The sequence below is a fragment of the Marilutibacter aestuarii genome (genome assembly GCF_006546775.1).
GTDB lineage: Bacteria > Pseudomonadota > Gammaproteobacteria > Xanthomonadales > Xanthomonadaceae > Marilutibacter > Marilutibacter aestuarii.
In genome coordinates this window covers 1-13,260 of sequence record NZ_VICE01000067.1, presented here as the reverse complement: position 1 = coordinate 13,260, position 13,260 = coordinate 1, and the positions used below count along the sequence as shown (strand labels likewise).

General features: G+C 69.5%; 7 protein-coding genes and 3 pseudogenes. 3 read left to right on the top strand and 7 right to left on the bottom strand.

The genetic code is table 11. The features are described from left to right. Window positions 1-5: 5 nt before the first annotated feature. Both FKV25_RS07120 and FKV25_RS16665 read right to left on the bottom strand, forming a co-directional pair. Complete coding sequence (locus FKV25_RS07120; protein WP_141518097.1) at window positions 6-1,772, bottom strand: chemotaxis protein CheB; 1,767 nt, start codon at window positions 1,770-1,772, stop codon at window positions 6-8. Continuing rightward, a pseudogene (locus FKV25_RS16665) lies at window positions 1,765-4,110 on the bottom strand (response regulator); the annotation flags it as partial. The pseudogene FKV25_RS16665 and the gene FKV25_RS07120, both read right to left, overlap by 8 nt. A 314-nt stretch (window positions 4,111-4,424) precedes the next feature. Between FKV25_RS16665 and FKV25_RS16660 the strand changes: the two are divergent. Continuing rightward, the gene (locus FKV25_RS16660) at window positions 4,425-4,901 is read left to right on the top strand and encodes a pentapeptide repeat-containing protein (RefSeq protein ID WP_425462613.1); all 477 of its coding nucleotides are present in this window, start codon (window positions 4,425-4,427) and stop codon (window positions 4,899-4,901) included. A gap of 367 nt (window positions 4,902-5,268) precedes the next feature. On the opposite strand, the pseudogene FKV25_RS16655 reads toward FKV25_RS16660, so the two are convergent. From FKV25_RS16655 to FKV25_RS07095, 5 genes and pseudogenes are all read right to left on the bottom strand, one after another. Then, window positions 5,269-8,088 (bottom strand): annotated as a pseudogene (locus FKV25_RS16655) (Hpt domain-containing protein); the annotation flags it as partial. A 113-nt stretch (window positions 8,089-8,201) separates the two neighbouring features. After that, window positions 8,202-10,211: a methyl-accepting chemotaxis protein gene (locus tag FKV25_RS07110; RefSeq protein WP_425462612.1), complete on the bottom strand. Its 2,010-nt coding sequence runs from the start codon at window positions 10,209-10,211 to the stop codon at window positions 8,202-8,204. 8 nt (window positions 10,212-10,219) lie between these two features. Then, on the bottom strand, window positions 10,220-10,831 hold the full coding sequence (locus tag FKV25_RS07105) for a chemotaxis protein CheW (protein WP_141518094.1): 612 nt from the start codon (window positions 10,829-10,831) through the stop codon (window positions 10,220-10,222). Window positions 10,832-10,851: 20 nt separating this feature from the next. Then, window positions 10,852-11,217 (bottom strand): response regulator, encoded by a 366-nt coding sequence (locus FKV25_RS07100; RefSeq protein ID WP_141518093.1) that lies wholly within the window; start codon window positions 11,215-11,217, stop codon window positions 10,852-10,854. Between the two features lie 18 nt (window positions 11,218-11,235). Further along, a complete protein-coding gene (locus FKV25_RS07095; protein WP_141518092.1) occupies window positions 11,236-11,649 on the bottom strand; it encodes a response regulator in 414 nt (137 codons plus the stop codon). 222 nt (window positions 11,650-11,871) lie between these two features. Between FKV25_RS07095 and gshB the strand changes: the two genes are divergently transcribed. Both gshB and FKV25_RS07085 read left to right on the top strand, forming a co-directional pair. After that, complete coding sequence (gene gshB / locus FKV25_RS07090; protein WP_141518091.1) at window positions 11,872-12,831, top strand: glutathione synthase; 960 nt, start codon at window positions 11,872-11,874, stop codon at window positions 12,829-12,831. Between the two features lie 46 nt (window positions 12,832-12,877). Next, window positions 12,878-13,260, top strand: a pseudogene (locus FKV25_RS07085) (energy transducer TonB); the annotation flags it as partial.

Here is a 13,260-nt window from a genome sequence, read left to right as displayed (position 1 = left end):
TTTCCTCAGGCGAGCCAGCGCTCGGCCAGGCGTAGTGCGAGTTCGGCCGGCTGGCCGGATTCACCGCCCCGCGCCACCAGCTGGTCGGAAGCCGATGCGTCGTAGCAGCCTTCGGCGGATTGCCCCGCCACCAGGGCACCCCCGGCACGGTGCTTGAGTGCCTGGTCGACGTCAGCCGGATCGCTGCCGCTGAGCAGCACCACCGCACTGTCGGCGGCCGGGAGCGCGGCGAGGATCTCGCCCTCGGCGACGAACCGCATGCCATCCGCCGCGGGCTGGATGCCCAGGCCGGCAGGCAGCATGTAGACGAAACCGGCCACGGCGTGCTGGCCGGGCTCGGCCAGCTGTACCGGCAACGTGGTCGCGCGTTGCATCTGCGCCACGAGTCGGTCGTAGCGCCCCCCGTCGAGGCGTTGCTGCACCAGGACCGGTCGCGGGAAGTCGTTGGGAAGCGCGCCCAGGAGTTGGCGGACGGCGTCGGGGCCACCGATGCCGGCCATCACCAGCACGGCGCCCGGGATGCCGCCGCCGCGCTCAGCGCTGTCGTCGACCAGTTCCAGCGACGCGATGCGTTCGTCGAGATCGGCCAGGTCGCGGCCAAAGCGGTCGTCGGCCGCCCGCGTCTGAGGTGCCACATAGTCGCCATCGCCGTCGGCCAGGCTCAGTTCGCCGAAGCTCGAGCCCTTGGGCGGGAGCGGCGGTGGCTGCGGGCTCGCGACAGGCGTCGCGTCAACCGGGCCGTCCTCGGCGGCGGGCGATGGCGTGTCTCCCGACGACGCACGGATCAGGCTTTCCAGGTGTGCTTCCAGGCCATCGTCGCCATCGCGCGGCGACGCCGACGGACCCTCGTCGTCGAGCGTGAAGGTGATCTCGAAACCCGAGCCGTCGCCATTGCCCGCAGCCTCCTCGGCCTCGGCGAGTGCCGGGTCGAAACTGCTCGCAGAGAACTGGAAGTCGGCGACGTCGAGCTCGATGGTCTCGCCACCGGCTTCGGAAGCCGTCGGATCCACGGCGCGCTCTTCCTCGAGCGTCAACCCAGTCGAATCAAAGGACGCAGCCTGTCCTTCCGCGTCGCCCAGGGTGATCTCGAAGCCAGAATCATCCGCCTCCGGCAACACGGCGCCACGATCGCCGACGTCTTCGGACGCCTCGATTTCGAATGCCACGTCCTCCGCGGGACCGGTGTCGTCCTGGAACGTGAGGTCTTCCTGGCCGCGGTCCTCGAGCGACAGCCCGCCGGTCGCGCCGGCGTCGAAGACCGCGTCACGGGACGCCGCTTCGGGCGCGGTCTCAACGGCAGCTGCCGGTGCCGCGTCGGCAGCCGCGAGCTCGGGGTCGAAGTCCTGCAGGTCCTGGTCGCTGACGTCGCCCACGCTGAGCAATTGCAGCGCAACGGGGTCGGCGTCCGCGCTGCCATCGGGACGCGGCGGCAGGACGCGATCGTGGCCCTGGAGCTTCGCCAGGAGGTGCCGCTTCCAGCGCGCCTGCTCCCAGCCTTCCCGTACCGCAGCCAGCTCGGCTTCCTCGTAGATCACGTCGACGTCGGGACTGCCGAGCACGGCATCGAACCGCTCCAGCGCATCCTCGGTCTCCGGATCGAGCGCGACCAGCACGACCTGCGGGCCGGACTCGGCAAGCGCTTCGGCCGCCAGTTCGGTCGGATCGCCCTGCAGGACGCTTTCGATGCCGGCCTCGGCCAGCAGTTCGCGCAGGCGGTCACCGGCAACGCCGGGACGGACCAGCAGGGCTACGCGACGGGCGGTTTCAGTCATTCTCTTGTTCGATCCCGAGCAGTTCGTACACGTTGCGCATCAGTTCCGGCTCCTGGTACGGCTTGCCCAGGTAGCGGTTGACGCCGATTTCAAGCGCACGCTGGCGATGCTTGTCGCCGGTACGCGAGGTGATCATCACAATCGGCACGTCGCGCAGACGTGAATCGGCCTTCATTTCCGTGGCCAGTTCGTAGCCGTCCATTCGCGGCATCTCGATGTCGAGCAGCATCAGGTCGGGCACCACTTCGGTCATGCGCTCAAGCGCATCGATGCCATCCTTCGCGGTGGCGACCTCGAAGCCATGGCGCTCGAGCACGCGACCGCTGACCTTGCGCATGGTGACCGAGTCGTCGACCACCATGACCAGCGGCACGCGGCGCGGCTCGTGGCTCGGCATCGGCTCGACGTTGGCATCTTCGGGCATCGCCGCGCGGCGGCGCACCAGCGGGGCGACGTCGAGGATGACCACCACGCGGCCGTCACCCATGATCGTCGCGCCGAAGATGCCCGGCACGGATGCGACCTGGGGACCGACCGATTTCACCACGATCTCGCGGTTGCCGACCACCTGGTCGACGCAGACCGCCGCGCGCAGGTCACCGGACCGGATCAGCAGGACCGGCATCTGCAACTGGCCCTCGGCCTTGGCCGGCGCATGGCCGATCAGCTGGCCAAGGTCGTGCACGACGTAGTCTTCGCCGCCGTACTCGTAGCTCGGGGACGGGCCCTCCAGCGCTTCGCGGCTGATGCGGCCGACGCCACGCACGGAGGCAATCGGCACCGCGAAGCTGGTCTCGCCGATCTTGACGAACACCGCCTGGGTAACCGCGAGCGTCTGCGGCAGGCGCAGGGTGAAGGTCACGCCCTTGCCCGGGGTGGACCGGATGTCGAGCGTGCCGCCCAGCTGGTGGACTTCGCTGGCCACCACGTCCATGCCGACGCCACGGCCGGCCAGGCGGCTGACTTCGCTGGCGGTCGAGAACCCGGGCTCGAGGATCAGCATGTCGAGGTCGGAGTCGCCCAGCACCGCGCCTTCGCGGATGAGGCCGCGCTCCAGGCCGCGCTTGCGGATCGCCTCGCGGTCGAGGCCGCTGCCGTCGTCGGAGACCACCAGGACGACTTCCGAACCCTCACGGCGCACCGCGATGCGGATGCTGCCTTCCTCTGCCTTGCCTGCCTTGCGACGGGCCTCGGGCGTTTCCAGGCCATGCGCCACCGCGTTGCGCAGCATGTGCTCCAGCGGTGCCGTCATGCGCTCGAGGACGTTGCGGTCCAGCTCGCCCTGCGAGCCGTCGAGCTTGAGCTGGACGTGCTTGCCCAGTTCGCCCGATGCCTGGCGCACCACGCGACGCAGGCGCGGCAGGAGGCCATCGATGGGCACCATGCGGGTGCGCATCAGGCCTTCCTGCAGCTCCGAGCTCACGCGCGACTGCTGCAGGAGCAGGGTCTCGTATTGGCGGGTCAGGTCGTCGAGGGTCTGCTGCAGGCTGCCATGGTCGGCCGCGGACTCGGAAAGCGCGCGCGACAGCTGTTGCAGCGTCGAGAAGCGGTCCAGCTCCAGCGGATCGAACGCGGGTTCGCCACTGTCGGCCTCACGCTGGTAGCGCGCGACGATCTGTGCTTCGGTCTCGATCTCGAGGCGACGCAGCTGGTCGCGCATGCGGGTGTTGGTCTGAGCCATTTCCGCGATCGCGCCGCGGAACGCACCCAGCTGCTGCTCCAGGCGCGCGCGGTAGATCGCGACCTCGCCGGCGTAGTTGACCAGGCGGTCCAGCAGGTCGGCGCGGATGCGCACCTGTTCCTGCGGGGTGCGGACCATGATCTCGTCGTCGTCGTCGACCAGCGTCTCACTGCCGATCGGCGCCGACAGGCCCGGGCGCGCGACAGGCGCCTCGACCCGGGAGCGTTCGCTCGCCGCCGGCGACGGAGCGGCCTCGGGCGCATCGGCGACCGGGGACGCGGCATCGGGCTCGACCAGGGTGGTGGTCCCACGTGAGCGTGCCTCGAACTCGGCGATCATCGCCTCGGGCATCGCGATCGCCTTGCGCTCACCGACGCGGGTGACCATCGCATGCAGGCGGTCGAAGCCCTGCTCGAGCAAGGGCACGCTGTCGCGGCCCAGTTCGACGCGACGTTCGACGACGGCCTCGAGCAGCGACTCCATGACGTGGCCGAGCTCGCCAACGGCCATGATGCCGGCCATGCGCGCACCGCCCTTCAGCGTATGCAGGTCGCGCTGCATGCCGACGAGGATGTCACGGTCCTCGGGCGACTGGCGCAGCTGCGCCAGCAGGCCGTCGGAATGATCGAGCAGGTCGCCGCCCTCCTCCACGAAGATGTCGACGAGCTCCGGGTCGAGATCGGCCAGGTCGAGGTCGGCATCCGGGTCGGCATCCACGGCCAATGCGGCCAGGAGGACGTGGCTGACCGCCGGCTCGAGCGCCGGATCGGCATCGGCCGGCACAGCCACCGGCGTCTCGCCCGCGGTCGCCGTGTCCGACTCGACCTTGTCCCCGGCGCTGTCCTTGCCGGCCGCGTACTCGGCTTCCAGCCGCGCGTACTCCGCCTCTTCCTCCGCCTGGAGCCGTTCGGCCTCGAGACGCTCGGCTTCGGCGCGTTCGGCGGCGAGGCGCTCGGCTTCCGCGCGTTCGGCTGCCAGGCGCTCGGCTTCGGCATGCTCGGCAGCAAGACGTTCGGCCTCGGTCTGCTCGGCTTCCGCACGTTCCGCGGCCAGGCGCTCGGCCTCCACGCGCTCGGCTTCGGCACGCTCCGCGGCCAGGCGTTCGGCTTCGGCGCGCTCGGCTTCGGCACGCTCGGTGGCGAGGCGCTCGGCCTCCACGCGCTCGGCTTCGGCACGCTCCGCGGCGAGGCGCTCGGCTTCCACGCGCTCGGCTTCGGCACGCTCCGCGGCAAGGCGCTCGGCCTCCACGCGCTCGGCTTCGGCACGCTCCGCGGCGAGGCGCTCGGCCTCCGCGCGTTCGGCTTCGGCACGCTCCGCGGCGAGGCGTTCGGCTTCCACGCGCTCGGCTTCGGCACGCTCCGCGGCGAGGCGCTCGGCCTGTGCGCGTTCGGCTTCCAGCCGCTCGGCCTCGATGCGCTCGGCCTCAAGCAGCGCGGCTTCGCGGTTGATCGCATCTTCGGATGCGGCATCACGCGTGGGCGCCATGCGGCCGGACTGCAGCTGCTCTTCGCGCTCGCGCTCGATGCGCGCCACTTCGTCGAGTTCGGCGGCAACCGCTTCGGGGCTGCGCGCCAGATGGGACGGGACTGCGTCGACGTGGCCGACGAAGCTGCTGAGGTCGATGGACACCAGGTGGCCGGTCCGTTCGCGCTCCGGCGCTGGCGTCGGAGTGGGCGCCGGCGCCACGGGCTCCTCGATGGCCTCGATGCCGACCGGGGCTTGCACGGCCGGCAGCGCGTCGCGCAGTTCCACCACGCGATCGGCCAGGCCTTCGAACGCGGGAATGCGTGGCGCCGGCGTCTTGAGCGCCTCGAGCGTGTTGCGGATGGCATGCGCCACCGCCGCCAGGGTGGCGACGCCCTCGGCATTGACCGGCGCACCGCTCACCAGCAGGCGCTTGACGTAGCCCTCCGCCGGCGCCGTGATCTCGGTGATCACCGGCACTTCGGTCATGGCGAACGCGCCATTCAGGGTGTGGATGGCGCGTTGCAGGCCGTCGTTGACGTGCTGCGGCACGACCTGGGCGCTGGCGATCCAGTCTTCGATGGTGGCCAGGTGACCGGTGACCTCGGTGTCGAGGATCTCCAGCAGGACCGGATCGACCGAGGCAGGGATACCGACGGGGTCGGGCTCCACCACTTCTTCGACGACAGACGCTTCGGGCTCGCTCGCCTCGAGGGCGACTTCCTCGACCGAAGGCGTGCTCTCGGCCTCCACTTCGATCTCCGCTGCCGGCTCGCTCGCGGGCGTCTCGTCCGCGACGGCTTCGGCCTGGGGCTCGGGTGCGGTGTAGAAGACTTCCTCGCCCGCCGCGACCCGATCGGCGATGGCCTCCAGTCCCGCCAGATCCGCGGTGACGACCGCGCCACCCTGTAGCGCGTCGCGCAGCTGCGGCAGCACGGCGAAGGCATGCTCGACCACGGAGACGACCGCGGGACTGGGCTCGCGGCCATTGTCGGTGTCGAGCACGCGATTGAGCATGCTCTCGATCTTCCAGCTGAACTCGCCCAGGGTGCGCGCGCCGACGAGGCGGCCACTGCCCTTCAGGGTATGGAAGACGCGGCGGATCGGGCGCAGCTTTTCCTTGTCGCCCGGCTGTTCGTACCAGGTCGGCAACAGGTTGCCGAGATTGGCGATCTCCTCTTCGACTTCCTCGAGGAAGACCTCGCGGATATCGTCGTCGATGTCGTCGCTGTGCTCGAAGCCGGCGGAGGCGACGCCCGCGTCGGCGACCGGGCTGTGCGCGGCGTGACCGACCGGCGCTACCGTGTCCGCGGCCTCCGGCGCTACGGCCGGCGCGTCCGGGCTATCGAATGCCGCCTCGGCGGGAACGCCAGTGGCGCGCGCAGGCGCGCGCTCCAGCTCGCCCAACGCGCGCGACACCGCTTCGCGGGTGTCGTCGTCGATGCGCATGGCGCCGGGCAGGTCGCCGGCCACCACGTGGTCCGCGGTGCTGGGCACCGGCCAGTAGCCCAGCGTCTCCAGGCTCTGGCGGGCGATGTCGAGGATCCGCTCGCGGTTGGGGCGCTGTTCGCGCACCGCCTCGAGGTAGTACTCCAGGCTGGCCAGGCTGTCGGCCAGGGTGTCGAGCTGGCTGCCGGTCGGCACCTTGCGACGGCCGATCAGCTCCACCTCGGTGTAGCGCTTGATGCCGCGCAGGTACTCGCCGGGCAATTCGAGCTCGAGGATGCGCATCGCGCCCCCGACCTCGTCCAGCAGGCGCGGCACCTCGGCCAGTTCGTCGTGGTCCCAGTTGGTCTCGACGAAGGCCACGAAGGACTGGCGGGCGTCGCCGAAGTTGGCGATCGCCTCGCGCACCACCACGTCGAGCACCTTGCGCGATTCACTCGCCAGCAGGCTGCCTTCCTGTTCGGGGCCCTGGTGGCCCAGGCGCGACACCTGGTCGTCCAGGCTCGCGTCGACGTACAACAGGGCGCCGGCGACATCGAGCAGGGCGCCCTCGTCGGCCGGCTTCAGGCCGTTGACGATGTCGCGCAGGATGTCGCGGTGCTGGACGACCACGTTCCGGGCCATGCCCAGGCCCAGCATGCCGAGGGTGTCGCTGACCCGGGTCAGCACGTCCACCTGCTGCGCGAGTCCGCCGACGTCGTCCTGTTGGGTGCGCAGGTGCAGGTCGAGCGCGTCCTTGACGCGCAACAGGTCTTCCTTGATCGCCGCCGACACGGTGTCGAGCAGCTCGCGGTTGCGGCCGCTGAGGCTGCCGCGCGCGTGCTCGACTTCGGACTCGCTCGGCAACTGCGCGTCGAGGTTGAAGGTTTCCCGGAGCGCGTCCAGCGCCGGGTGACCGCCCGCGCTGTGCGCGACGTGGTACAGCAGCTGGCGGGTCGGCTCCGCGGCGGGACCGCTGCGCGGGCCGCTGAAATCGTCGCCTTCCAGCATCTGGCGCGCCTCGCGCTCCACGCCACCGAAGGCGTGGCGGAGGGCACGGGTGGCCGGCATGGCATTGTCGCGAAGGGCCTCGGCGACGCACTGGGCCACCCACAGCATGCGGCGCAGCGGCTCGACGGCGACATCGGACAGCAGGCCGTCGATGGCGCTCACCAGCCCGGCGGCATCGGCCGGGCCCGCGTGCTCGGGCCAGTCGTTGAGGGACTTGCGCAGCGCCGCGAGGTGCGCGCTCGCGGTGCTGCCGGGCTTGCCACTCGCCGGCAGCGAGGCCGGCAGGTCGGAAGGCAGGGGACGGTCGAGGTTGGGTGCGAACAGGACGCTTTCGTTCAGCCCCACTTCGCCGCGCATCGCACGCAGCTCGTTGAGCAGGGGCAACAGCACGATCGGGATGTCCCGGTGACCGCCCTGCAGGCGTTCCAGGTAGTCCGGGAGCTGGACGGCACCGCGCATGAGAACGGCGCAGGCTTCGTCGCGGTTCTCGATCTCGCCGTGAAGCAGCGCGAGCGACAGGCGCTCCATCTCTTCAGAGACCATCGCCGGCGCATACAGCTCCACCATGCGCAGCGTGCCGTGCACCTGGTGCAGGTGGGCGGCGCACGCGCGCATGCGGGCGGTATCGCCCTTGTTTTCCGCAAAGGCCTCGATCTCGTCGCGGGCCTGTTGCAGTGTCTGGTCCAGCTCCGGCTTGATCCAGCCCAGCGTGGTGGTGTCGATCGCGTCGCTCATCACGGTCATGGTCGGACCTGCCCGTCAGCGTGGCTGCGCACCATGCGCATCCCTGGATCGAACATGCCCGGCGTGTTCATGCTCGGTTCTCTCATCGTGCTGCCAGCCCAGCGTCAAGCCGGCAGCTTGAAGTCGGCGACCGAACGGCGCAGGTCGGCGGCGAGCTGCGCGAGGTTCCCGATCGATTCCGCCGTCTGGCTCGCACCCTGCGAGGTCTGCGCGGTGATCGACTGGATCGTGTTCATGGTCTCGGTGATGTTCGACGCCGCGCTGGTCTGCTGCTGCGCCGCGCTCGAGATGCCCTGGATGAGGCCCGACAGGTCGGACGACACCTTTTCGATCTCGCCCAGCGCAGTACCCGCATCCTCGGCCAGTCGCGCACCGGCGACCACTTCCGAGGTCGTCTGCTCCATCGAGCTGACCGCTTCGTTGGTATCGGACTGAATGGTCTGGACCAGGGTCTCGATTCGCTTCGTCGCGTTCGAGGCGCGTTCCGCGAGTCGCTGCACTTCGTCGGCCACGACCGCGAACCCGCGGCCCGCCTCGCCGGCCGAAGCCGCCTGGATGGCCGCGTTCAGCGCCAGGATGTTCGTCTGCTCGGAGATGTCGTTGATCAGTTCGACGATCGAGCCGATCTCCTGCGAGCTTTCGCCCAGTCGCTTGATTCGCTTCGAGGTTTCCTGGATCTGGTCGCGGATGTTGTCCATGCCCGCGATCGTCTGGCGCACGACGCCGGCGCCCTTGGTCGCGATCTGCACCGAGCGCTGCGCCACGTCCGCCGATTCGGCGGAGTTGCGCGACACCTGGTTGATGCTGTCGGCGATTTCGCTGATGCGGCTCGAGGCGGAGCTGATTTCCTGCGCCTGGTGCTCGGCGGCCTCGGCCAGGTGCATGGCGGTGGCCTGGGTTTCCTGCGCGCTGGAGGCGACCTGCACCGAGGTATCGGTAATGGTCTGCACCAGGCTGCGCAGCTGCTCGACCGCGAAGTTGATCGAGTCCGCGATCGCGCCGGTCATGTCCTCGGTCACGGTCGCCTTCACGGTCAGGTCGCCTTCGGCGAGCGAACCCATCTCGTCCAGCAGGCGCATGATCGCCTCCTGGTTGCGGTCGTTGAGTTCCTTCGTGGTCTGGTAGCGGACCTGCTGCGCGCGGTTGAGCGAGTACAGCAAGCCGACGATCGCGAGCAGGGCAATGGCGCCGGACACGATGCTGATCCAGATGTTGCCCAGCAGGTTCGTGTCCTTCATCGAACCGGTCGAGGTGAAGGCGTTGAACAGGGTCTTGCTGTCCGACTCCAGCGCATCCGACCCCTCGGTCAGGCTGTTGGCCGCGGCCTGCGCCTGGAACAGGTTGGGCGTGCTGCCCAGGATCGCGTCGACGTCCTTGCGCATGTCGGCCCAGAGTGTCTCGACCTGGCCGAGGGCGCTGACCGCGCCCTGGTTGCTCAGCGCGGTGATCGACGGGTTCTCGCCACCCTCGCGCAGGCCGGTCAGGACGTTGTCGAAGACCAGCACGTCGCGCGCGAGCGCGTCACCGGCCGCGGTGGCGCCGCTGCCGCCGGCCTGGATCTCGGTGATGCGGCGGGCGATCGTACCCGAGAGCACGACCTGTCGCAGCGCGTAGTAGACCTGCGAGGACGGCGAGCCGCTGGAGGACATGGCGCGGACGAGCTCGTCCAGGTTCGCCTGCAGCTGCGGCACCTTGGCGTTGAAGCTGTCGATGTTGCCGGCCAGGCCGAGCACGGCCTCTTCGCTCTGGATCAGCTTCTCGGCGCTCTCGCCCAGCGGCTGCCAGGTCTGGGTGACCTCGCGGATCGGCCCGGCGACGCCGGTGGTGTCGCCGAAGTTGCTGTTGAGGCTGCTGATGTGGCCGTCGATCTGCGCCTTGGTCGCCTTGAACGCGGTGAACGCGTCCTGCTGGCCGCCGACCGCTTCGCGGCCCTGCACGGCCATCTTCTGCGAGAGCACCTGCAGGTCCGAGGCCGCGGAGCTCGCACCGCCGAGGCGGGACGCCTTCCAGACCGAGTAGCCCGTGTTGAGGCCGAACACCACCAGGGCGATGCCGAGCACCGTCAACCAGGTGTTGACGCCGTACTGGCGGACCTTGCCAACAGCGTTATTCATGTCAGTGCTCATGATTCAACCTCAAGTGTGTTGCGATTGCCCAGTTCAGGCCGTGCGAAGTCGGCGGCGGCCTGCCTGAATTCCGGAGTGCGGGTAAGGCGATCCAGGCTGAAGACGCCCCATTCGGTGTCGTCCAGCCGATAGCTGTGATCGATGAAATGCCGGTAACGGCCTTCCGCCCAGGTGCCGGCGTCATCCTGGGACGCGTCCATGCCCGCGGCGGCGTCGTGCCGCTGCTCCTCGTTGAAGCTGCGCTGTCCGTACAACTCGTCGATCAGCACGGCGAGGTTGCCGCCGGACTGGCGCACCAGCAGGATGCGCTGCCCTTCGTGGATCACCGTGCGCTCGGCCTGCAGGAACTGCTTGAGATCGACCACCGGCAGCAGGTTGCCGCGCACGTTGGCCAGGCCGAGCAGCCACGCCTGGGCGCCGGGGACCGGCGTCACCTGGGGCAGGGTCAGGATTTCCACCACCTCGTCGAAGCCCGAGGCCAGCCGGCGGCTGCCGATGCGGTAGCCGACGCCGCGCCACAGGCCCGGCGCGTCGATCTGCTCGGGCAGGCCGACGACGTGCGCGAGGCTGCGACGCTCGTAGTCGACCAGGACCTCGAAGGGCGTCATGTTCGTGTCCACGGCCGCGCTCAGTCCCCGAGCAGGTCGTTGATGCGCGCGACCAGCTCGTCCTCGCGCGGCGGCTTGACGATGTAGTCCTTGGCGCCCTGGCGCAGGCCCCAGGCCTTGTCGGTGTCCATGCTCTTGGTGCTGACGATCAGCACCGGGATGGCCTTGGTGTCGGCGTCGCGCGACAGCGCGCGGGTCGCCTGGAAGCCGTTCATGCCGGGCAGGACGACGTCCATCAGCACCAGGTCGGGCTGTTCGCGGCGACACACCTCGATCCCGTCCTCGGCGCTGCCGGATGAAAGCACCTGGTGGCCGTTGCGTTCCAGCAACTGGGTGAGGACCGCCGTGTCGGTCGGCGAGTCTTCGATCAAGAGAATGCGTGCCATGGATGCCCTACCCCCCGGTCAGGCGTTGCTGGGTTCGTTGGTTACGTGCGTGCGGATGGCGCCGAGGAGTTCCTCGCGCGTGAAAGGCTTGGTGAGGTACTGCTCGGAGCCGACGATGCGCCCGCGGGCCTTGTCGAACAGGCCGTCCTTGGAGGACAGCATGACCACCGGCGTCCCCTTGAACAGCTGGTTGCTCTTGATGAGCGCGCAGGTCTGGTAGCCGTCCAGCCGCGGCATCATGATGTCCACGAAGATGATCTGTGGCTGCTGGTCGGCGATCTTCGCCAGCGCCTCAAAGCCATCGACGGCCGTGACGACGTCACAGCCTTCGCGCTTCAACAACGTCTCTGCAGTGCGCCGGATGGTCTTGGAGTCATCGATCACCATGACCCGCAGTCCATCGAGGCTGCCCTTGCGGCCCTCGTCAAGCATTCCGTATTCCCCAAGTGCGGGCGCCATTTTATTTGTGGAGCATGGCGGCGCCTCGCTTGCCTGCCTTTATTCCAAGCCTGACCGCAACTGTCAAGCACGAATTGCATCCGGGCCCTGAAAAAAAGGGCCATTCAGCCGCCGCGTTCGCGATTTTCGAGCCGTCGTCGTCGTCCCGGCGCACCGGCCTGCTACCATCGCCCGACCCGTCGCCTGCCCATTGCCATGACGCTCGACATCGTCGTCCTGATGGATCCCATCGAGTCCATCAAGACCGCCAAGGACTCGACCTTCGCCATGCTGCTGGAAGCCCAGCACCGCGGCCACCGCCTCCATTACGTCCGCCCCGGCGGGCTGTCGCTGCGCGACGGCCAGGCCTTCGCGCTGGCGGCCCCGCTGGCCGTGGAGGACGACCCGAAGCAATGGTTCAAATTGGGATCTACATCACATTTTGAGTTTGGTCCCGGACAAGCCGTCCTGATGCGCAAGGACCCGCCCGTCGACGCGGAATACATCCACGACACCCAGGTGCTCGGCATCGCCCAGCAGGCCGGGGCGCTGATCGTGAACGACCCCCAGGGCCTGCGCGACTACAACGAGAAGCTGGCCGCCCTGCTGTTCCCGCAGTGCTGCCCGCCCACCGTGGTCACCCGCGACAACGCGACCCTCAAGGCCTTCGTGGCCGAGCACGGCGAGGCGGTGCTCAAGCCACTTGACGGCATGGGCGGCCGCTCGATCTTTCGGGCGCGGGCGGGCGAGGCCAACCTCAACGTGATCCTGGAGACCCTCACCGACGGCGGGCGGCAGCTGGCCATGGCGCAGCGCTACCTGCCCGAGATCAGCGAGGGCGACAAGCGCATCCTGCTGGTCGACGGCGAGCCGGTCGACTATTGCCTGGCGCGGATCCCGCAGGGCGACGAGTTCCGTGGCAACCTCGCCGCCGGCGGGCGCGGCGAAGCGCGGCCGCTGAGCGAGCGCGACCGCTGGATCGCCGCCCAGGTCGGACCCGAGATGAAGCGGCGCGGCATGCTCTTCGTCGGCCTCGACGTGATCGGCGATTACCTGACCGAGGTCAACGTAACCAGTCCGACCTGCATCCGCGAGATCGACGCGGCCTACGGCACGCGCATCGCCGGCCGCCTGTTCGACGTGATCGAGCGCCGGATGGCGTCCGCGGCGGCATGAGCCGGCCGGTGGTGGCGATCGCGGACCGGCGCGCATCGGGGGCCCCATGAGCGGCGCTGCCGCCGCGATGGCCGGCCCGCGCGTGCCGGTACGCCCGGTGCCCGACGAGAACCAGCGCCTGACCGCGACCCTGGTGCTGTCGCTGCTGTTCCACGGCGTGCTGCTGCTGGGCGTGGGTTTTGCACTCGAGAGCGCGGCGCCGGTGGTGCCGACGCTCGACGTCATCCTGACCCAGACGCAGAGCCCGCTGACGCAGGCGCAGGCGGACTTCCTCGCCCAGGCCAGCAACCAGGGCGGTGGCGAGCACGAGAAGACCACCCGCCCGCGCGACAACCAGGCCGGGCAGGCACCCCAGGCCGAGGCCGGGGTGGCGCCGGTGCCGCTGCGCGCGCAGTCGCCCGCCGCGCAACCCCCGCCGGAAGCACGGGT

Excerpts from the sequence above, each read along its gene's own strand:
- gshB (WP_141518091.1), top strand. The coding sequence starts at position 11,872 with ATGACGCTCGACATCGTCGTCCTGATGGATCCCATCGAGTCCATCAAG.
- FKV25_RS07110 (WP_425462612.1), bottom strand. The coding sequence starts at position 10,211 with ATGAATAACGCTGTTGGCAAGGTCCGCCAGTACGGCGTCAACACCTGG.
- FKV25_RS07100 (WP_141518093.1), bottom strand. The coding sequence starts at position 11,217 with ATGGCACGCATTCTCTTGATCGAAGACTCGCCGACCGACACGGCGGTC.
- FKV25_RS07095 (WP_141518092.1), bottom strand. The coding sequence starts at position 11,649 with ATGCTTGACGAGGGCCGCAAGGGCAGCCTCGATGGACTGCGGGTCATG.
- FKV25_RS07120 (WP_141518097.1), bottom strand. The coding sequence starts at position 1,772 with ATGACTGAAACCGCCCGTCGCGTAGCCCTGCTGGTCCGTCCCGGCGTT.
- FKV25_RS07105 (WP_141518094.1), bottom strand. The coding sequence starts at position 10,831 with ATGACGCCCTTCGAGGTCCTGGTCGACTACGAGCGTCGCAGCCTCGCG.